The following is a 19,208-nucleotide window of genomic DNA, read 5'->3' as shown; positions in this document are numbered from 1 at the left end:
TATCCGGCGCCAATGCTGGACAATTAACAAAATGATTACATCATTTTAGCCCATTAGCAAGAACAAATCGTACCAGTTGAGCCTAGTTGCTTTTCTTATTATTTTCAATAGGTTGCTGTCTTAAATTTAGCAAGTTGCGATTAGGAGACAGGTTCAAAAGACAGAATTTTATTGTTTTGATTAGTTATTAAGCGGAAACGGCCGCGGATCCCATATTGACCGATAAAAGGCCTCAGGTTACTTGCCGGAATGCGAATACGTTGCCCTGACTCGGCAGTCACAACAGCATGGCTGGTACTGCCAGTATATAGATACTGGCACTGGTCGTAGCTTAAATGAATACGGAAAAAATAGGTGTTCACCATTTAAAACCCATACTCTGCGTTCAGATGTCTACATTTATAGCGCTTTTTGTACTTTTTCATATAAATCACGACTGAGTGATTTATGCTCAAACAGTCGCAACAGTTGCAGACGTATTTTCTGCTGTCTGTTTTCATCAAGTTTCGCATACTGGATCATTGGCGTGATCAGCCGTGCCGCTACCTGAGGATTGACCGCATCCAGTTCGAGCAGGTAATCAGTCAGAAACCTATAGCCACTGCCGTCGCGACGATGGAAGCCTTCGGTATTATAAAAAGCAAAGGTGCCCATTACCGACCTCACTCTGTTTGGGTTATTGATACTGTATCTGCCATGAGACATCAGTAATTGCAGTGTACTCAGACACCCCGGATGCTGACGCCCGGCGTGCAGCGCAAACCACTTGTCCATAACAAGCGGATCATCATGCCACCTCTGTTCAAAGTCCTGCATCAGCTCGTCAAACAGGGGCAGGTTCTCAGCCTGACAAGCCTTAAGCACGGCCAGAGTGTCGGTCATATTGTCACTATGCTTATACGCCTGACGCAGAATATCCAGGCTGGCTTCAGTGCATGCAAGGTAAGACAAACAGACACCGGACAGTCGTCGCCTTTCCACTTGTTGCTGTTGATAGTCGTACTGAGGATTGGATAACTGTATAAACAATCTCTGCCACTGAGCTGAAAATTTCTCTGCCAGCAGCGTCTTGAGTTGTTTCCTGGCGCCGAGCAAGGCATCCACATCGATTCTATCCCTTTGCTGGGCCAGCGTTTCAAAACTTGGCAGTTCCAGCATTTCTGCGATTAACGCGGGCTCCGTCTGCGCCTGTTCCAGCAGGCCGGCAAAAAGCTCTATCGGGAAATCAGGCACAGTACGGGCATCATTCTGCGCAATAGTAAAAATCGCGTCACTGACCAGTTGCTGACAGGCATCCCAGCGGGCAACAGGGTCGCTGGCGTACAGAATAACCGCCAGTTGATGGCCCGGTGTTGACTGATAATCCACCTTAACCGGTGCCGAGAACCCGGTCAGTAAGGCCACGGCCGGCTCGGCTGAGATATTCTCGAAGGTAAAGCGTTGTTGTTGCCCGGTCAGCGAAAGCACTTCACTTCGCCCCTCTCCCTGCCCCGACACAGGCACAACCTCAATGGCGACAGGAATATGCAAGGGCTGCTTTTCAGCCTGGTCTGCCGTTGGCGGCGTTTTCTGAGTCAGATCCAATCTCAGTTGCTGAGTGGATTCATCCCACTCACAATCCACGCTGATCACCGGTGTACCAGATTGGCTATACCATCCGCGGAACAAACTGAGATCCCGTTGATTGGCATCTTCCATTGCCTGCACAAAATCATCACAGGTCACCGCCTGACCGTCATGGCGACTGATGTAACAATCCATGCCCTTTCTGAAGCCCTGCTCACCTAATAAGGTATGCAGCATTCTGATCACTTCAGCGCCCTTGTCATAAACCGTGACCGAGTAGAAGTTATTCATCTCCATGACTTCAGCCGGACGAATAGGGTGGGCCATGGGGCCACTGTCTTCTGCAAACTGGTGCTCACGCATTACCCGGACCTGATTAATCCTGACAATGGCAGCAGAGGCCATATCCGCGCTGAATTGTTGATCCCGGAAAACCGTTAGCCCCTCTTTCAGGCTCAGCTGAAACCAATCACGGCAGGTCACCCGGTTACCTGTCCAGTTATGAAAATACTCATGGGCAATCACAGACTCAATATTAAAGTAATCCTGATCTGTGGCAGAAGCGGCATCGGCAAGCACATATTTGCTGTTAAAGATATTCAGACCTTTGTTTTCCATCGCCCCCATATTGAAAAAATCCACCGCGACGATCATGTAAATATCCAGATCATATTCCAGACCGTATTTCTGCTCGTCCCAGGCCATGGCTTTTTTCAGGGAATCGAGGGCGTGCTGACCACGACTGACATTGCCTTTATCAACAAACAGCTGCAATTCCACCTGACGACCGGAGTGAGTGGTAAACTGATCTTCCAGCTTATCGAAATCACCGGCCACCAGAGCAAACAGGTAACAGGGTTTCGGAAAGGGGTCCTCCCACAGTGCCCAATGACGCCCCTGTTCTGCATCACCGCTATCAATCAGATTGCCGTTGGCCAGCAAATAAGGACAGTCCTGCTTATCAGCAATAACCTTAACCCGGTATCGGGCCATCACATCCGGCCGATCCAGAAAATAGGTTATACGACGAAAGCCCTGCGCTTCACATTGAGTACAAAACGCCCCTCCTGACTTGTACAGACCTTCAAGAGCATGGTTATTGACCGGGTCGATAAGGGTTTCGATTCTCAGTTCAAACTGATCCGGCACCTCAGTCAGCCGGATACCCTGTTCTGTAAGGCTAACCTCAGTCTGCGTACCGTTTATCCACAGCCCTTCCAGAATCAGTTTTTTTCCATCCAGTTCCAGATCCCGGATGGCACTGTCGACCCGTTGCACCTGACTGATGGCCGTCACCCTGGTTTGTTCGTCCTGTAAATCAAACTCCAGATAGATATCGGAGACACTGAAACCGGGGGCTTGATAATCGGCAAGTTTCATCGCGCGGGACTGGTTTGATGACATTAGAACTCCTGAATCAGGTGGCTGTGACCTGAACAGGCCACAGCGAGTAACAACGAGAAGATACCTGTTATTTTATCAGGCTTTGCCGGGCTCTGGCGATGGTACAGGGATACGCAGTATTTTAATGCCGAGGTAGGCATAGATAATCGCTAGCACCGGATTAATCAGATTGAAAAACGCAAAGAAAATGTATTCCAGCGGGCTGACCATCAGCACACTATGCATGTAAGCACCACAGGTATTCCAGGGGATTAACGGTGATGTAAGAGTTCCTCCATCTTCCAGGCTACGGGACAGGTTCAGCTGGTGCAGCCCCCGTTTGGCAAATTCTTCTTTGTACATTCTGCCCGGCATCACAATAGACATATACTGATCGGCAGTAATCAGATTGGTACCCAGGCAGGTGAACATGGTGCGGGTGACCATGCCTCCGGCAGTTTTTGCGCCTTTGAGAAACACGGTAACCACCCTTTTCAGCAGACCGGTTTTTTCCACTACCGCACCAAAAGACATGGCGCAGATAATCAGCCAGATAGTATTCAGCATGCTGGACATACCGCCGCCACTGAGCAAATCGTCCAGATCGGCATTGCCAGTATCCAGACTGACGCCGTTAAACAAACTGGTCCAGACCACAGTTACCGAAGCCAGCCACCCTTCACGACCCTGCTCTGCCAGACTCTGAACCACATCAGGTTGAAACCATGCGGCCCATAAGCCCCCCAACAGTGCGCCGATTGAAACCGTCGGGAATGCAGGGACTTTTCTGACCGCCAGCACCAGCAGCACAATCAGGGGTACCAGTAATACCGGGCTGAGTTCAAAGTTAGCTTCCAGCAGTTGCTGCATTCTCTCAATCTTTTCCAGCGATGCCTGACCAGAGGCGTTAAGCCCCACAATCACAAACAGCAGTATCGCCAGAACAAAGCTCGGGATAGTGGTCCAGAGCATATAGCGAATATGTTCAAACAGTTCAGTACCGGCCACTGCTGGTGCAAGGTTAGTGGTTTCTGAAAGGGGTGATATCTTGTCACCGAAATAGGCGCCGGAAACAATGGCACCGGCGGTGACCGCTTCAGACATGCCCATACCATTAGCCACGCCAATCAATGCCACCCCTACCGTCGCAGCGGTGGTCCAGGAGCTGCCAATGCTCATGGCAACAATGGCGCAAATGATACAGGTGGCCGCATAAAAGAAAGACGGATCGAGCAGTTTGAGTCCGTAGTAAATCAGCATGGGCACGGTGCCTGAAAGCAACCAGGTACCAATCAATGCGCCCACAGACAAAAGTATCAGTACCGCCCCCAGTGACAGAGAAATTCCGTGTACTATCCCCTCCTCGATCTCCTTCCATTTGTAACCATTCTTCAGCCCGATAATGGCAGCCACCCCCATGGCCAGCAACAAGGCTATCTGGTTGGGACCATAAGAAGAGTCGTCGGCAAAAAGTATTACCGACGAGCTTAACAGCACAACCAGCACCGCAATGGGGATCAGTGCATCCAGCATTGAGGGTTGTCTTCGGTCAGACATCAGTGACTCCTTGGATTATTGTTATTTTAGGATCGATAAACCGGCCGTCCATCCTGATGGTCGACGGCCTTAAAACAAATCAGAAAGACCGGTAGAACATCAGTACGATAATGACCGGGCACACAAAACGGACATACCAGGGCCAAATCTTCCAGAATAGTCCCTCTGCCGCATGCTCATCGCTATGACGGAGCTCCTGCAGGATTTCATTGCGCTTCCAAACCCAGCCCGCAAAAATACACAGCATCAGCCCAAGCAAAGGCTGACTGTATTGAGTAGTTACAGCAATAACCAAACCGAAAAGTGACTCAAAGTTCAGTGCAATGATGGCGCTGCACAGGAAGATTACTGTTGCAATCAGCCACACCGCGATTTTACGTTTCACGCCATGACTTTCCACCACATACGCCACCGGCACCTCAAGCATGGAGATGGATGATGTTACCGCAGCAATGGTCATCAGAATAAAGAACGCCAGTGCCACCAGATTACCTACCGAGCCCATCGTATCGAACAACGCAGGTAACACGGTAAAAATAAGGGTATCTCCCGCAATCAGTTCTCCGGATTCTGAGAAAATCTCAACCCCATTGTGAAGGGCGACGTACATAGCAGGAATAATCAGCAGGCCGGCAAGAATAGCGACAGCGATATCAACCAGAGCAACAGAGGCGCCAAGACTGGGTAGTTTTTCTTTGCGACTGACATAAGAGCCATAAACCAGCATGGTACCTACACCCAGCGACATAGAGAAAAACGCCTGCCCCATGGCACTGATCAGCAAATCAGGATTCAGCACCTTGGAAAAGTCTGGCAGAAGATAGATCTTCAGTCCCTGCACAGCACCATCAAGGGTCATAACATAGCCAATTAACAGCAATACGATCAGAAATAAGGTCGGCATCAGCCTGACCGACCACCTCTCGATGCCTTTACTGACCCCACCGATAACAATCAACGCAGTAAGCAGTACAAAGAGCGCACAGAAAATCAGATTGCGGCTGTCAGAAAAACTGGTAAGCCACAGCGACATTGACTGCCACTGGAAAATATTTGTCAGCGCCTGCAGTCCAAAAGCAATCATCCAGCCAGCGACAATAGCGTAAAAAGCCAGGATCAGCGATACCGTCACACAACCCCAAATCCCGGTTGCCTTGCCGACAATACTGCCGGAGATTTTACCCAGTGCATCAACCATGTTCGACTGGGTTGCACGACCGATTAACAGCTCGGCCATTAATACGGGATAGGCGAGCACAAATGCCAGAAGAATATACATCAATACAAAGGCGGCTCCGCCATTACTGGCCACCTGAGTAGGGAAGCCCCAGATATTCCCCAGCCCTACTGCAGAACCTGCCGCTGCCAGCACAAACCCCAGCCTGGAAGAAAACTCACCTCTTGCACTCATTTTTTTTGCCCTATATTTTTGTTATTTTTATGTCGGGATTGCCCCTGACTTATTACTTGTTTTAAATTTTTTCTTCTGATCTATATGATATCCCAGATGCCAGCCATAGGGATCTGCAGCACATAAAAACAAGGCCATGTAACAATACATGGCCCTGCCTCAATCAACTAAAACAACTAAAGTGTCTTAATGGCATACTTGCCGGTACTCACCACATCAAAAGTGATAGATGCTGCCTCGTCAAGAAACGGATCGATTTCTTCCAAATCCTCTGGTAAATCATCAAGATTCTCCACGGGCTCTTTACCGAGACGGGCAAGGCGTTCATTCGCCCGTTGTAATGCCTTTTTCTCCTGCTCTTCTTTTTCCAGTTTGCGCTCAGATTCAACCAGAGAAATAAACTTCTCTTCTTTCTTGCGACGATACTCTTCAATATCTTCGAAGATATACGAAAATTCAGGATCTTTCTGAATCCGCTGCTCATGGCTTTCTTCAACCTTTTGCACCGCATCACTGGTATCACCAAAAGTGGTGTAATTGGCCCGCACTATGCTATCCCAGGGCAGCGCGTTCTCTTCTTTACTCTCGCCCCAATCTTCAGGATCTACAGGTGAAGGCAAAAGAATATCCGGGATGACGCCCTTGTGCTGAGTACTGCCGCCATCTATCCGATAAAATTTAGCGATAGTAAACTGCACACTGCCAAGAGGGTTGTCGTAAAGATCATAAATGCGCCCTAAGCCACGGTGCTGCTGAACCGTACCTTTACCAAAAGTTTGCTCGCCGACAATCAGGGCTCGACCATAATCCTGCATCGCGGCAGCAAAGATCTCTGAAGCCGAGGCACTGTACCTGTCGACCAGCACGGTCAGCGGCCCTTCATAAAAAACCATCCCATCGGTGTCACGCTCTTCGCGTATACGCCCGGCTCCGTCACGGATTTGCACTACAGGCCCTTTATCAATAAACAAACCTGACAATTGAGTTGCTTCACTCAGTGATCCGCCACCATTACCGCGCAGATCTATGATCATCCCCTGAACACCCTGTTCTTTAAGACTATCTATCTCCGTTTTTACGTCCTGGTGCAGTTTATTGTAAAAAGAGGGAATGGTAATCACACCCAGCTTCTCTCCTTTGTTCGGGCCCTCTTCCGGAACATAGACTTCAGATTTTGCAGCCCGATCTTCCAGTTTTATTTTATCCCGGGTCAGACTGACAACTGAGGGCGCCCCGCTGTCTACCGAGCCTTTGAGTACCTGGAGCCTGACCACGCTGCCTTTGGGTCCTTTAATCAGTTCGACCACTTCATCCAGACGCCAGCCTACCACATCGACAAACTCATCCTCGTCCTGGGCCACACCGACAATCTTATCTTCAGGCTTGATTTGCTTTGACTGATCAGCCGGGCCGCCAGGCACAATAGAGCGGATCACAGTATGATCATCCTCTGACTGCAATACCGCACCAATACCTTCAAAAGACAAATCCATCTCCATCTGGAAACGCTCGGCATTTCGGGGAGAAAGGTAACTGGTATGGGCCTCAACACTGCGGGCAAATGAATTCATCACTGCCTGAAACACATCTTCGCTCTGGGTTTGTGTCAGACGCTTGATCGCTCTTTGATAGCGTTTTTCCAGTATTTCTTTAGCGTCGTCCCAGTCCTTACCGGCAAGTTTGAGATTTAAGGCATCGTATTTGACCCGCTGACGCCATAATTCATCGAGTTCAGCTTTATCTGCCGGCCACTCTGCCTCTTCCCGATCATAGTGAAAAGCATCCCCTTTTTTTTCAAAATCGAAAGGTTGCTCAAGTAATGAAAGGGCATATTGATAACGTTCGGCACGACGCTTTATATTCAGCGTATACATATCATACGCCGGGCTCAGATTCCCTCTTTGCAGGGCATCATCAAAACTCTTACGGTGCTGTTCCAGGCTGGCAATGTCGGAGGCAAGAAATATGTTGCGATTCGAGTCAAGACCTTGCAGATAACGGTCAAAGATTTTCGATGACATCTCATCATCAAGCTCAACATTCTTATAGTGCGCCCTTGTGAATAAGGATGCTATCCGCTTTGATGCGACAGCATGTTGAGATTCCTGCTCCAGCTCAGGCAAATCTTCGATACTGGCCGTAACCGATACCGCTATTGCATTACCACTGAGCGCAAGAAGTGCGGTGGCGACAGAAACCCGAATTGCATGATTCATATATTTACCTCTTAGGCGGGGTCAACAACCTCAATGTATCGGCTGGCACTTTAACCACCATGCCGGTACTGAGCTGAACATGAACCCCTTCCTTAGCTATTTCACTGATAGTACCCTCAACAGGCACTTTACCGAGTTTAACCGTGACTTGTGTGCCCGCAACCAGATCTTTATCACTTAGTTTAGCAGGGGGTGTTCTTTTTATTGGTTTAGCAGAACTGCTTTTAGTTCCGTTGGCACCATTATTTGCTGACCGGTTGGCTTTTGTGCCATCGGTAACTTTCGCTCTGGGTGTTTTCTTCTGGCCAGTCGATGGCCGGGCTGCTTTATCTTTATTTTCCTTGCGCCTCAGTGCGGCTTTTTCTTTACTCTCAGCCAGTTGCGTTTTGGCATGTTCAGCATGCTCTTTATCAACCACAGCATCTTGTTTGCCGTCGAGATCAACCCGATGGGCTCCCTCAGTCACTGCGTGCAGATAACGCCAACTGTTGGTGTAGTGTCGCAAGGACGTGCGCAGCATGGTCTTACTGATACGCTCATCCCCGGCTAAACGCTCAGCCAGGTCCTGGAAAATTCCTATTTTCAGAGGCTTGGCCTCACCCTGAGTACTAAAACAGGCAGGAAAGGTTTCAGCTAAAAAAGCGATGACTTCTTTGCTGTTTGAAAACTTCTGTTGTGGGTTATCCATTCAATTGTTCTAATGGTCTGTGTGTGCTTCAGGGTGCTCATCATCCCAAGTTGCCACTAGTTGGTCAACCCAGTCATGCAGCTCATGCTCTTCAATATCCAGTAAATATTGATCTTCGTACCAATTTTCCCAGATATGTTGGAGCATTAATTCAAGCTGATGGGTCTCGATGTCCTCTTCAACACTGGCATACAGGTAGTGCAGAAACTCGTTCAATCTGTCACTGGCTTCTTCCGCCTGCTCTTCCCAGAACTCCATATCTGCAGGTGTTGCCAGAACCACATGTATATCCACCATCTGTTTCAAATCAGGTTCTCCTGCAGCGTATCCACAAGCTGTTGCAAACCCTGTAAATCCTGCTGGTCAAAACGCCCGGTAACAGGGCTGTCGATATCCAGCACTCCCAGGAGTTCACCGCCCCGGTAGAAAGGGATTACCACTTCCGAATTAGAGGCGCTGTCACAGGCGATGTGGCCTTCAAACTGGTGAACATCTTCAACCAACTGAGCCTCTCCCAGCTTGGCCGCGGTGCCACAAACGCCACGCCCCATGGGAATACGCACACAGGCCGGTTTGCCCTGAAACGGTCCCAGTACCAGTTGCTCATCTTTATAAAGATAAAACCCTGCCCAGTTAATTTCAGGTAAACGCATCCATAGTAAAGCACTGAGATTCGCCAGGTTAGCAATTAAGTCTTGCTCTCCTTCGATCAGGGCCCCGGCTTGCTGAGTGATCTCGGCGTACAACTGCGGTTTAGCTATTGGCATAAATACTTCTACTGCCTATTTAAATGGTTTAACACGCCCCGGTCAGGGGACATAAAAAAATTACCGGTTCCACAAGAATCATTGAACCAGCTCAAATTGCACTTCGATTCTGGCATCAATGGTCTGTTGCCCTGGCATGCTGACATCACTTTGCATACGCATGCGTGATTCGGCCATTTTCGCTACAGGACGATACTGCGACACTTCGTTGATTGAGGTGACCTTGCCAACCTTCACACCGGCCGCAGCGGCGAGCTTCTCGGCGCGAACGCGGGCATCCTCAACAGCCAGCTCCAGCGCTCGAAGGTACAGGCTCTGCGGATCGTCAAAGCCATATTCAAAACCGTCCATACGCGTAGCACCGATTTTAAACACTGAATCCAGTACCTTATCGTATAACTTCAACGCTCTGAGACTGATATGCACGGTGCGGGACAACACAAACCCCTTTTGTTCTGTCATGCCGTTTCTGTGTTCATACCAGGGCTGCAATTGTACCTGCATTGACGCGATATCTTTTTCCTCGACGCCTTGATCCAGCAAACTTTTGATAATACGGCCGGTTTTATCCGTGAGACTGTCATTCAGTTTATTGATCACAGGCCCCTTTTCTTCGATATACAGACTGAAATGGAATAAATCCGGTACTTTGCTGACGCTGGACTGACCTACCACCCTGATTTGCTGTGGCTGCGGTTGTTGTGCCTGTGCCGGGATACCTATTACAAGCAGGGATAGTGCAATAAGGATTGTTTTCATAAGCTTCTCCATTGAGCGATTCATCAATCATTGATTCAGTCTTGCATTGTCTCCATGGCAACTGAACCTATGATGAATTACTTGTGAGCATATCAGTCACGCTGGTCACAACTACTCATTGGCCCGGTATCAGCCCTTTATGGTCGAAGTAAACCGCCGCATCGGCGACAAAGTTTACTTTAATATGCTTGTCTTCATCTCCCCAGATACACTGGGTATTGGCTAATTTATCTTCACATTTATCTGCTTCACCCAACACCTTTTTAACCTCGGTATAGGACATGCCGGTCTTAATCTGGTCATAAGACTCCATGTTAACTTTGGAGCAGGCTGCCAATAACACTAACAAGGAGCCGACGAGTAACTTTTTCATTGTGCTGATTCCAGGCTGATATTTTACAAGAGTTTACCCCAGACCAGGCCCTGCAACCAACCATGTTTAATTTTAGGTATAATAGCCCCTTGCTTCTTAAGGCTTGTTATTTATGTCTTTACCCTATCTTCCGGATACCTTCTTAAATCACATGGCTGAGATTATGCCTGACTCTTTGTCCATGGACGGATTTATTCAGGCCTGCAAAGCCCCGTTGCGCAAGAGTATCAGGGTCAATACGCTGAAGATCAGCGTGCAGGATTTTTGTCAGCGAATGAAACAACAAAACTGGCGCCTTACCCCTGTTCCATGGTGCTCAGAGGGATTCTGGCTGGAGCGCCCACAACAGCAGGAACACATGGCCCCCCTGGGGAGCACACCAGAGCATCTGGCCGGGCTTTTTTATATTCAGGAAGCCAGTTCTATGCTGCCACCGCAGGCGCTTATCGGTAACGCGTTACCTGAAAGAGTCCTTGATATGGCGGCCGCACCAGGCTCAAAAACCACACAACTAAGCGCCCTGATGCATAACAATGGTTTGCTGGTTGCTAATGAGCTGGCGGCAAGCCGGATTAAATCTCTGGCAGCAGTGCTGCAGCGGCTGGGTGTACGTAATACGGCTATCAGTCATTTTGATGGTAAGGTGTTTGGCGACTGGTTACCGCAAACCTTTGATGCAGTATTACTGGATGCGCCCTGCGGCGGCGAAGGTACCATCAGAAAAGATCCCGACGCACTAAAAAACTGGTCTCAGGCATCCATTGACTCCATCAGCGCACTGCAAGAGCAATTAATTGACAGTGCCTTCAGAGCACTAAAGCCAGGCGGCTGCCTGGTCTATTCCACCTGTACCCTGAATCAGCAGGAGAACCAGTCTGTTTGCCAGTATCTTCTGGACAGATATGCCGATTCGGTAGAGGTGGAAGCCCTGGATAAGCTTTTCCCTGGTGCAGAGAAGGCCGTCACCGAACAAGGATATCTGCATATCTGGCCGCAGCTGTTTAACAGCGAAGGCTTTTTTGTTGCCCGATTTCGCAAAACCCGTGATCTTGGTCTTCAACTTCCTGCTCCCAGAAAGGCACAACTGCCCTTTTCCCCGGCGAGTAAAAAGCAACAACAGCAACTTAATGACTATCTGACCGGGCAGTTCGGTTGCAGACTTCCTGAAGAGTCCAGGCTTTTTATCAAAGAGCAGGATTATTGGTTGTTTCCCCAACAGACAGAAAACCTGCTCGGCCAGTTCCGTTTCCAGCGTGTCGGTCTGAAAATCGCCAGTCGGCATAAATCCGGTTTTCGGTTAAGCCATGATGCCGCCATGGCGCTGGGCATGAACTTTACCCGTCAGTGTCTGGCCCTCAGCACAGATCAACTGCGCCAGTACTACCAGGGCCGGGACCTCACGGCAGACACTAAGCCACCGCAAGGAGAGTTACTTTTAACCTGGCAAAATACCCCGGTGGGTCTGGCAAAAGGTTTAGGGTTGAAGATAAAAAACACCCTGCCCCGTGAGCTGGTCAGAGATAACCTGCCTGACTGGTCCGCTGATGGCCAGCCCCACAACTTATACCCTGAACCTATGGAATAAGCTGGGCATAATGCTGTGGATAAACTCTGCAGAAGTTGTGATTACAAGCTTGCAGGATGTCTTATACTGATATTATAAAATCATGTTTTTAATACATAATTTATTTAAATAAGAAAATTGTTTAAAAAACATTCAGGCTTGTTCTACAATTACAGTCCGGCTTGAGCAATGGTGACAAAATTTTCCGTTTTTCCAGGCCTTAAAAGTTAGCGCACGGCTCAAATACGAGCCATTCCCCTAAGCCCAGGAACCTCCCCGGTTCTCTGGGCCTTTTTTTAGCTGGTTCGCTTCAGATTAAGATCAAAGCGCCTGGCATTCTCTACATAATGTGCCGCTGAGGCCTCCAGCATCCTGCACTGCTGATCATTAAGCTGACGAATCACTTTAGCAGGGCTGCCCACCACCAGACTGCGATCAGGGATCTGCATGTTTTCGGTGATCAGGGCATTGGCCCCTATCAGGCAGTGTTTACCGATACTGGCGCCATTGAGTATCACCGCATTAATGCCGATAAGACTGTAATCATCTATCACGCAGCCATGTAACATGGCTTTGTGACCGACGGTAACACCGGTGGCCAGGGTTAAGGGTACGTCTTCATCGGTATGCAGGATGGCGCCGTCCTGAATATTGGTTCTGGCGCCAATGATGATTTCATGATTATCGGCACGGATCACCGCATTAAACCAGACTGAGGCATTCTCCCCCAGTCTTACATCACCGATGAGATGAGCGCCCGGGGCGATATACACATTTTTTGCCAGGGTGGGCTGTTTTGTATCCAGAGCATATAACATTATTTTTCCACCTTGCGCATCAGGCCTTCCTGCATAGTTGACGCCACCAGTTCGCCCTGACGATTAAAAATCTGGCCCCGGGCAAATCCCCTTGAGCCACCAGAAAATGGACTCTCCATGCAATACAACAACCAGTCATCGAACCGAAACGGGCGGTGGAACCACATGGCATGATCAATGGTCGCCATACGGATATTCGGATGCATGATGGACATACCGTGAGGCTGCAAAGCCGTGACCAGAAAATAGTAATCAGAGGCGTAGGTTAAGGTGGTTTGATGGGTATTCAGTTCATCACCCAATGATTCGACACTTTTCATCCACACGTTGCGGGTAGGTGGCGCAACCTTTGGCTTCATAGGATTTATGGCCTGCACCGTACGCATGTCTATGGGGCGATGATAAGCCAGCTTTTCCACCATATTGGCAGGCAGCTTGTCCAGCACATTTTCATAAAAGCGAATATCCGGCTCCAGACTCTCCGGCTCCGGTACTTGCGGCATATCCCCGTGCTGATGGGTCAGGCCTTGTTCTTTGATCTGAAATGAAGCGGTCATATAAAAAATCGTTCTGCCGTTCTGAATAGCTTTGACCCGCCGGGTACAGAAACTGCGTCCATCGCGAATAAATTCAACGTCGTAGACCACGGACTGATTGGCATCACCGGGCAGCAAGAAATAGCAATGCATGGAATGGGCGACGCGATCTGCCTCAACAGTTTGCTGTGCGGCAGCCAGAGCCTGGCCCATCACCTGGCCGCCAAACAGGGCACGAAATCCCAGATCCCAGCTCAGGCCACGATACAGGCCCTTTTCCAGTCGTTCCAGGGTCAGTAATTCACTCAGTTGTACAGAATTCATCATGCTTTTAGGATCTCATTTCTAAGGGGTTACGAGGATAAAACTTATCGGGCAGAGACGCCATGTGCTCAAAAAAGCGGGTATCTTTATAGGGCAGCTTCATAAAACCGGATATGCCTACCCCTTCTATTTGGGGTATATGGCCGATAAGTTGTTTTAACAGGTTGCGGAACCGCTTCTCTTTACTGTGATCCAGCAAAGTGTAGTAACTGTGTACCTTGAGATGGGTTTCCAGTGCTTCAAAGATAATACAACCTGTGTGGTGAATATCATTTAACTCACTGAGAATAGCCAGTATCTCCGGAGGAAGTTTAAGTAATTCGTCCGGGTCATCGCCATCTTCAAAGTAGGAATGCATACGACTTTGTGCCTCTTCCACAGAGATACGACTGACCTCATAGGGGATCGCCATACCGGGCTCAGGAATAAAGGGTTGCTGCACATCCGTGCGCTCCAGATGCAATGTATCCCGGGCATTAAACATACAGCTTTTAAATACTCCGACCCTGTGAATGGCCCGTGCCAGTGTCACCACATTGTTCACCGACACCTCAAAGGAATACTTCATTGAAGGATCGTGCAGGTTCAGGCTCGAATCGATATAAATCCCCTCTGGATGCCAGCGCACCGCCAGGCCGCCCACTACCGGGTAACGGCCGAGACGACTCACCGCAGAAATAAAGGCCTTTTCGGTCTGCCCCATGCCTTGCATATAATTTTTATAATAACGTTCAAACTGTTCATCATTCAGGTAGCGCAGTTCATCTTCGATAGACTCGGCCCGTAAAAAGGACTTTCTGGAGCTGTAGACCACGGTATCGATAGGTTTATCACCATGGTGTGTCCAGCAGGGGATCACCGGTTGATGCTCAGGACTTTCGCTATCTGCAAACACCAGATTGCGCAAATAACCGGCGTTGTGCATAAAATAATCGCCGCCCTTGCGCCGTGTATCAGCATCGTCGCTGAGCATGGCGGTCAGCGTCTGAGCCAGCTCCTGTGGCAACCCCAGTGCATTGGGCGTAATCACCTGGGTGCCAAAGCGACAGGATTGCCCGGACGCCAGTGCATACAGGGTGCTGGCCACCCCCTGCTCATCGAAGCGGGGACTGGAAAGTGCGCCATTTAGCTGCTCTTCGCCGATAAAATACACATCGCCCAGCCTGGCATTGGTCTGCTGCAGATCGCTGGACATCAGATCCATCACATTATTACCCACGTAATGCCCCCCGGCATCAAGCTGGGCATAGACACAGGAGCCCCAGTCTATCAGGGCCACTTGTTCATTCTCTTCATCAAACACCAGGTTTGAGGGCTTAATATCCCCATGCACAATAGGTTTAATGTGGCCTTTGTGCTTATGCTGACGCAAACTCCAGAGCAATTCGGCCAGTTGCACGGCAATTTTTACCACTAAGCGCGCTGGCAGCGGCCCCTTTTGCAGAGAAACCTGCTCCAGATCCTGGCCCCTGGCCCGCTCCATCACCATAATCGCCTGTTTCTTAATCCGCTGGAACTCTTCCAGTTGTGGCACCCTGGGGTGATCCACCTGACTGAGCATATAGGCTTCCTCTTCGAGCCTGTCCTGAACATGCTGAGGCAGGTTAATACGGGAAAATTTAAACACCAATTGCTGATTGCGTTCATTAACACCGGCAAAAGCAAAACCAAAGGCCCCTTTCCCAATCAGCTCGATGTTCTTATAGCCCAATAGTTCCAGTTGCTCTATACACAGATTAATCCAGTCCTTTAGCTTTTGGGCGTCCTGATGAGAGAGCAGATAGATGGACTGTTCATCGGGAATATAAAAATGCTTGAGTCGGGAATCCGGTACTGACATGAATGCTAATCCCGCTGTGCCAGCCAGCGAACCTGATATGTTCCTTCACCGCCCTGCCCCAGCGCCTTTACCAGCTCAGGCAGCATTGCCTCTATATGCTGGTCAAACTGCCAGGGGGGATTAATAATCAGCATCCCCGAGCCGTGCATCCCTAACTGCTCATCCTGTGGCGCCACACTGAGCTGAATATCCAGCACCGAGGTATATGGGCCTCGGCGAATCGTCTCGAGCATGCTGTGACTGCGATCCCGCTTTCTAGCTAAAAGTGGATACCAGATTGCATAGATGCCGGTCTGCCAGCGCTTATAGGCCTTATTCAGGGTGTCGGGCAGCACCTGATAGTCTGTTTCCAGTTCATAGGAGGGATCGATCAACACCATGCCGCGGGCCGGTTTGGGGGGGGTGATGGCCACCAGGCCTTCAAAGCCATCACGGTGATGCACCTTTACCCGTCTCTGCTGCTTAAAGTTTGTTGCAAGTTGCTGTACTTCGTTATTATGCCACTCCATTAATTGCAGGCTGTCCTGTGCACGGCACAACCTTCTGGCGATTTCAGGAGAGCCCGGATAGCGATTTTGCTTTCGGTACTGCTCAACCAGTTTTAAATAAGCGCGAATATGAGGGTTCTGGCAGGAAGCATCGGATAAGGCATCAATTCCGGCCTGATACTCTGAGGTTTTCTGTGCCTGTTCAGAGGTTAAATCATAGATTCCGGCACCGGCATGGGTGTCAATATAAACAAAAGCCTTATCTTTGCTGCAGAGTTTTTCCAGCAATAACATCTGACACAGATGTTTCAGTACATCGGCATGATTGCCAGCATGAAAGGCATGACGGTAACTGAACAATGAATGATCCCAATTAAGTTTTAACTGACTGACGACAGTTTAAGGGATTTCCGCTCTGCTGGCACGCCGGTCTTTGCTTTCTGACAAAGCCCGTCAGTCCCCCTTAATAACCTTGCCCCCTTTGATTACTACCTTAACGTCTTCAAGGGTTTGTATATCCTCTAAGGGGTGGCCGCTGACTGCAACCATATCGGCCAGCATTCCGGTTTTTAACTGCCCACGGTCAGATACCCCAAGTAAGTCTGCAGCATTGACGGTGGCACTTTGAATAGCGTGCAACGGGCTCATTCCCCGTTTAACCATGGCATAAAATTCCAGACGAGCATCTTTATGCTGCATCACCCCTGCATCACTGCCCAGCGCAATCTTGATGTTGTGCTTCAGAGCGAGCCTGAAACTGTTTTCCACATGAGGTTTAAGAAATTCATTCTTTTTAACTGTCCAGCTCGGTGTTTCAGGGGGCAGCGGCAGGTCATTTAAATGTATTGTCGGGACATAGTATGTGCCCCGCGCTTTCATTTCCTCAACAATCTCCGGTGTCAGCATAGAGCCGTGCTCTATGGAGGCAACGCCGGCTTTTACCGCCGCCATAATGCCCTCACTGCCATGTGCGTGAGCCATTACCTTAAGACCATGCCGTGAGCTTTCCTCAACAATAATGTTCAACTCTTCGTCAGAATATTGCTGCGCTCCCGGGCTATCACCTTTTGAAAATACACCGGCGGTGGCACAGACCTTGATCACTTTGACACCATGTTTGGCCTGATAACGAATGGCCTTGAGCAGTTCTGCCTTGCCATCAGCTATACCCTGTTTGGGACCAAGCTCCTGGATCCCAGGCGCGAACCCGGTAATGTCGCAATGGCCGCCGGTAATGGAAATATAGTGACCAGCCGGGAACATACGTGGGCCAACAACATGCCCCTTATCGATGGCCCGCATCAGGGCAACATCGGGAAAGCCCGGAAAACCACCGGCATCACGAACCGTGGTGAATCCTGCTTCAAGCATTTCAAGACCAAATTTAACACCATGTAACGCCCAGTCTGCGGAGGTTTCCATTACCGGCGCAGTGGTCCAGTGATCATCATTAAAATAATCCAGCGTGACGTGGCTGTGCATATCCATAAAACCGGGCAACAGGGTTAAGTCTCCCAGTTCAAGAATTCTGGCATCATCAGGCAGACTTTGCGGATTTATGCCGGCGATCAGTCCTCCTTCAACAACAAAGACAGCGGGAGAAATCACTTCGCCGCTTTGCACATCAAGATAACGACTGGCTTTGACGACCAGCGGTGTGGCCGCCAATGCTGCACTGTTTAAAACACATATCAGCGTAAGAGTAAAAATCAGATATTTTAGCTGTTGCACAGCAATCCCCTTATCTTTGAAATCCTGAATGCCAGGTAAGGTAACAGCTGCATAACATAATCTACATAGCAACAGATAGATAGCCACTATCCAAAGACATTTCTTATTGATATAGCTCAAAAAACAATACGTCTGTGCCGACAGATAAGGAATTTCTGTACTAGTATGCTTGGGGGAATATCATTTGACAGGAAATCAATGAAAATACTCAGCAAGGGCGCATCAAAATTGTGGCTGGCGGGTTGGCTTATGGCTTTCACCATACTGTCCGGCAATTCAATTAGCAGCGAAACAACGGATATTGAGCGGGAATATATGCCCAATGATCCAAAGCTGTGCCTGATGTGCCATGGTGCTGACAGTGACCATCCAGCCGAGAGTGTGATGCACAGTGTGCATGGACAATCCTCATCTGAAAACACCCCTTTTTCGACCAACCAGCAGGGTTGCCAGAGCTGTCATGGTCCAAGTGCCAGTCATTTAAAGCTGGTGAATGGGGTGCGTCCGCCGCCTGCTATGGTTTTTAATTCAGATCAGCCTGCTCAGCAGCGCGATGAGGTATGTTTAGACTGTCACCAGGATACGGCCGGGCATTATTGGGCCGGCAGTGCCCATGAGTTCAGTCAACAGGGCTGCACCAGCTGTCACACCATCCATCAGGAGGATGACGCGATGAAAAAGTTTGTGCAACTTAACAATCAGTGTATGGACTGCCATCAGCGCCAGCGTGCTCAGATAATGCGCCCCTCCAGCCACCCGCTGCGTTCAGGCCATATGAACTGCATCGACTGTCATTCACCCCATGGCGGACCGGGACCGGCGGAACTGAAAGCCTTCACTCTGAATGAACAGTGTCTTGACTGCCATGCAGAGAAACGCGGTCCCTTTTTATGGGAACACGCGCCGGTAACCGAAGATTGCAGTAGTTGCCATACACCCCATGGCTCCAACCACAATGCGTTACTCAACGCCCGAACGCCTTTTCTGTGTCAGCAATGTCATCAGGCCGCCTTTCATCCGAGTAATCAGGAAAGCGGTACCGGTATTCCACCAAGGGGCGCATCCTCTAATTTACTGGGTAAAGACTGTATGAATTGTCATTCTCAGGTACACGGCAGCAATCATCCGTCAGGCTCGGGCCTGACCCGCTAAGGCATGCCGATGACCCTATTCACCCACAGAACACT

17 protein-coding genes are annotated in these 19,208 nt (G+C 49.4%); 2 read left to right on the top strand and 15 right to left on the bottom strand.

The window, feature by feature from the left end; all coding sequences use genetic code 11:
- Window positions 1-140 precede the first annotated feature (140 nt).
- The 10 genes from AT746_RS09515 to AT746_RS09470 form a co-directional block, all read right to left on the bottom strand.
- Window positions 141-365, bottom strand: a complete 225-nt coding sequence (locus AT746_RS09515; protein WP_231731054.1) for a DUF2835 family protein — start codon at window positions 363-365, stop codon at window positions 141-143.
- Window positions 366-399: 34 nt separating this feature from the next.
- Window positions 400-2,970, bottom strand: coding sequence for an aminopeptidase N (gene pepN, locus AT746_RS09510; protein ID WP_062479671.1), 2,571 nt, complete (start codon window positions 2,968-2,970; stop codon window positions 400-402).
- A 75-nt stretch (window positions 2,971-3,045) separates the two neighbouring features.
- Window positions 3,046-4,506 carry a Na+/H+ antiporter NhaC gene (gene nhaC / locus AT746_RS09505; protein ID WP_062479669.1) on the bottom strand — a complete coding sequence of 487 codons (1,461 nt, stop codon included), beginning with the start codon at window positions 4,504-4,506 and terminating at the stop codon, window positions 3,046-3,048.
- 79 nt (window positions 4,507-4,585) lie between these two features.
- Window positions 4,586-5,917, bottom strand: a complete 1,332-nt coding sequence (locus AT746_RS09500; RefSeq protein WP_062479667.1) for a sodium-dependent transporter — start codon at window positions 5,915-5,917, stop codon at window positions 4,586-4,588.
- Between the two features lie 176 nt (window positions 5,918-6,093).
- Window positions 6,094-8,133, bottom strand: a complete 2,040-nt coding sequence (gene prc, locus AT746_RS09495; RefSeq protein ID WP_062479665.1) for a carboxy terminal-processing peptidase — start codon at window positions 8,131-8,133, stop codon at window positions 6,094-6,096.
- A gap of 4 nt (window positions 8,134-8,137) precedes the next feature.
- A complete protein-coding gene (gene proQ, locus AT746_RS09490; RefSeq protein ID WP_062479663.1) occupies window positions 8,138-8,821 on the bottom strand; it encodes an RNA chaperone ProQ in 684 nt (227 codons plus the stop codon).
- A 9-nt stretch (window positions 8,822-8,830) separates the two neighbouring features.
- Entirely contained in the window at window positions 8,831-9,118 is a 288-nt protein-coding gene (locus tag AT746_RS09485; protein ID WP_420480312.1) for a hypothetical protein, read from the bottom strand.
- A 5-nt stretch (window positions 9,119-9,123) separates the two neighbouring features.
- Window positions 9,124-9,588, bottom strand: a complete 465-nt coding sequence (locus AT746_RS09480; protein ID WP_062479659.1) for a GAF domain-containing protein — start codon at window positions 9,586-9,588, stop codon at window positions 9,124-9,126.
- Between the two features lie 78 nt (window positions 9,589-9,666).
- Window positions 9,667-10,347 carry an SIMPL domain-containing protein gene (locus AT746_RS09475; protein ID WP_062479657.1) on the bottom strand — a complete coding sequence of 227 codons (681 nt, stop codon included), beginning with the start codon at window positions 10,345-10,347 and terminating at the stop codon, window positions 9,667-9,669.
- 115 nt (window positions 10,348-10,462) lie between these two features.
- Window positions 10,463-10,720, bottom strand: a complete 258-nt coding sequence (locus AT746_RS09470) for a DUF3862 domain-containing protein (RefSeq protein WP_062479655.1) — start codon at window positions 10,718-10,720, stop codon at window positions 10,463-10,465.
- Between the two features lie 112 nt (window positions 10,721-10,832).
- Here AT746_RS09470 and rsmF point away from each other — a divergent pair, with 112 nt between their 5' ends.
- Entirely contained in the window at window positions 10,833-12,305 is a 1,473-nt protein-coding gene (rsmF, locus tag AT746_RS09465; RefSeq protein ID WP_062479652.1) for a 16S rRNA (cytosine(1407)-C(5))-methyltransferase RsmF, read from the top strand.
- A gap of 275 nt (window positions 12,306-12,580) precedes the next feature.
- On the opposite strand, the gene AT746_RS09460 is transcribed toward rsmF, so the two are convergent.
- The 5 genes from AT746_RS09460 to AT746_RS09440 form a co-directional block, all read right to left on the bottom strand.
- Window positions 12,581-13,102 (bottom strand): gamma carbonic anhydrase family protein, encoded by a 522-nt coding sequence (locus tag AT746_RS09460; RefSeq protein WP_062479650.1) that lies wholly within the window; start codon window positions 13,100-13,102, stop codon window positions 12,581-12,583.
- Window positions 13,102-13,962: an acyl-CoA thioesterase II gene (gene tesB / locus AT746_RS09455; RefSeq protein WP_062479648.1), complete on the bottom strand. Its 861-nt coding sequence runs from the start codon at window positions 13,960-13,962 to the stop codon at window positions 13,102-13,104. Before tesB ends, AT746_RS09460 begins: the two co-directional genes overlap by 1 nt.
- A gap of 7 nt (window positions 13,963-13,969) precedes the next feature.
- Window positions 13,970-15,802 carry a serine/threonine protein kinase gene (locus AT746_RS09450; RefSeq protein WP_062479646.1) on the bottom strand — a complete coding sequence of 611 codons (1,833 nt, stop codon included), beginning with the start codon at window positions 15,800-15,802 and terminating at the stop codon, window positions 13,970-13,972.
- A gap of 5 nt (window positions 15,803-15,807) precedes the next feature.
- Window positions 15,808-16,650, bottom strand: coding sequence for a 23S rRNA (adenine(2030)-N(6))-methyltransferase RlmJ (locus AT746_RS09445; protein ID WP_062479644.1), 843 nt, complete (start codon window positions 16,648-16,650; stop codon window positions 15,808-15,810).
- Window positions 16,651-16,743: 93 nt separating this feature from the next.
- The gene (locus tag AT746_RS09440) at window positions 16,744-18,021 is read right to left on the bottom strand and encodes a metal-dependent hydrolase family protein (RefSeq protein ID WP_082633214.1); all 1,278 of its coding nucleotides are present in this window, start codon (window positions 18,019-18,021) and stop codon (window positions 16,744-16,746) included.
- A gap of 198 nt (window positions 18,022-18,219) precedes the next feature.
- Here AT746_RS09440 and AT746_RS09435 point away from each other — a divergent pair, with 198 nt between their 5' ends.
- Window positions 18,220-19,173 (top strand): DmsE family decaheme c-type cytochrome, encoded by a 954-nt coding sequence (locus tag AT746_RS09435; protein ID WP_062479642.1) that lies wholly within the window; start codon window positions 18,220-18,222, stop codon window positions 19,171-19,173.
- Window positions 19,174-19,208 lie beyond the last annotated feature (35 nt).

This window comes from Lacimicrobium alkaliphilum, from assembly GCF_001466725.1.
GTDB lineage: Bacteria > Pseudomonadota > Gammaproteobacteria > Enterobacterales > Alteromonadaceae > Lacimicrobium > Lacimicrobium alkaliphilum_B.
The sequence above is the reverse complement of the archived record's forward strand: the minus strand, read 5'-3'. Positions and strand labels throughout refer to the sequence as shown.

Coding starts and splice junctions, on each gene's coding strand:
- AT746_RS09435 (WP_062479642.1), top strand. CDS start 18,220: ATGAAAATACTCAGCAAGGGCGCATCAAAATTGTGGCTGGCGGGTTGG.
- prc (WP_062479665.1), bottom strand. CDS start 8,133: ATGAATCATGCAATTCGGGTTTCTGTCGCCACCGCACTTCTTGCGCTC.
- nhaC (WP_062479669.1), bottom strand. CDS start 4,506: ATGTCTGACCGAAGACAACCCTCAATGCTGGATGCACTGATCCCCATT.
- AT746_RS09480 (WP_062479659.1), bottom strand. CDS start 9,588: ATGCCAATAGCTAAACCGCAGTTGTACGCCGAGATCACTCAGCAAGCC.
- rsmF (WP_062479652.1), top strand. CDS start 10,833: ATGTCTTTACCCTATCTTCCGGATACCTTCTTAAATCACATGGCTGAG.
- pepN (WP_062479671.1), bottom strand. CDS start 2,970: ATGTCATCAAACCAGTCCCGCGCGATGAAACTTGCCGATTATCAAGCC.
- AT746_RS09475 (WP_062479657.1), bottom strand. CDS start 10,347: ATGAAAACAATCCTTATTGCACTATCCCTGCTTGTAATAGGTATCCCG.
- AT746_RS09460 (WP_062479650.1), bottom strand. CDS start 13,102: ATGTTATATGCTCTGGATACAAAACAGCCCACCCTGGCAAAAAATGTG.
- AT746_RS09470 (WP_062479655.1), bottom strand. CDS start 10,720: ATGAAAAAGTTACTCGTCGGCTCCTTGTTAGTGTTATTGGCAGCCTGC.
- AT746_RS09500 (WP_062479667.1), bottom strand. CDS start 5,917: ATGAGTGCAAGAGGTGAGTTTTCTTCCAGGCTGGGGTTTGTGCTGGCA.
- proQ (WP_062479663.1), bottom strand. CDS start 8,821: ATGGATAACCCACAACAGAAGTTTTCAAACAGCAAAGAAGTCATCGCT.
- AT746_RS09450 (WP_062479646.1), bottom strand. CDS start 15,802: ATGTCAGTACCGGATTCCCGACTCAAGCATTTTTATATTCCCGATGAA.
- tesB (WP_062479648.1), bottom strand. CDS start 13,962: ATGAATTCTGTACAACTGAGTGAATTACTGACCCTGGAACGACTGGAA.
- AT746_RS09515 (WP_231731054.1), bottom strand. CDS start 365: ATGGTGAACACCTATTTTTTCCGTATTCATTTAAGCTACGACCAGTGC.
- AT746_RS09485 (WP_420480312.1), bottom strand. CDS start 9,118: ATGGTGGATATACATGTGGTTCTGGCAACACCTGCAGATATGGAGTTC.